Raw genomic sequence first — 569 nt, forward strand, 5'->3', positions numbered from 1 at the left:
CACCACCTACGACCTCTCCGACACCCTGCACTTCGGGGGAGACATCACGGTGGAGTCGGCCGGATGGGCGGGGCCGGGCGGTGCATCAGGCCCGTTCGACCTGCTCGGTGGCTCTGCGCAGCTCGCGACCGGTGCTGTCCTGCCGGGAGGCGGTACCCACACCTACACGGTGACGGTGACCGCCTCCGTGGACCCGACGGCATGGGGAGGAGAGGACTCCCAGTTGACCTGCCCACCGGGCGGGGGCGGCGTGGGCGGCTTCCTCAATTCGGCCACCGTCACCTTCCCCGGTGGCAGTGACACGGAGCAGGACTGCTCCGAACCGGCCGTGCCGACCATCGAGAAGACAGGTCCGGCCGCAGCCACCGACAACGCGGACGGGACGTGGACCATCACCTACACGGTGGCGGCCGCGAACCCCTCCGCGGTCGACCTCCACTACACGCTCACCGATTCACTGCCCGAGCTGCCCGGAGGGTTCACCCTGGTGGACGGCTGGACACTGACCCCGCGGGAGGGCACACCCGGTGAGGCCACCACCGCCAGCAGCGGTGACGTGGAACTCTACG

Annotated in this window: 1 protein-coding gene; it reads left to right on the top strand. The window is 70.1% G+C overall.

The annotated features are described in order from the left end of the window. The coding region (locus FK530_RS26145; RefSeq protein ID WP_205124272.1) for a hypothetical protein at positions 1–569 on the top strand (569 nt) is incomplete at both ends.

Origin of the sequence: Tsukamurella conjunctivitidis, assembly GCF_007858475.1 — a bacterium.
Classification (GTDB): domain Bacteria; phylum Actinomycetota; class Actinomycetes; order Mycobacteriales; family Mycobacteriaceae; genus Tsukamurella; species Tsukamurella conjunctivitidis.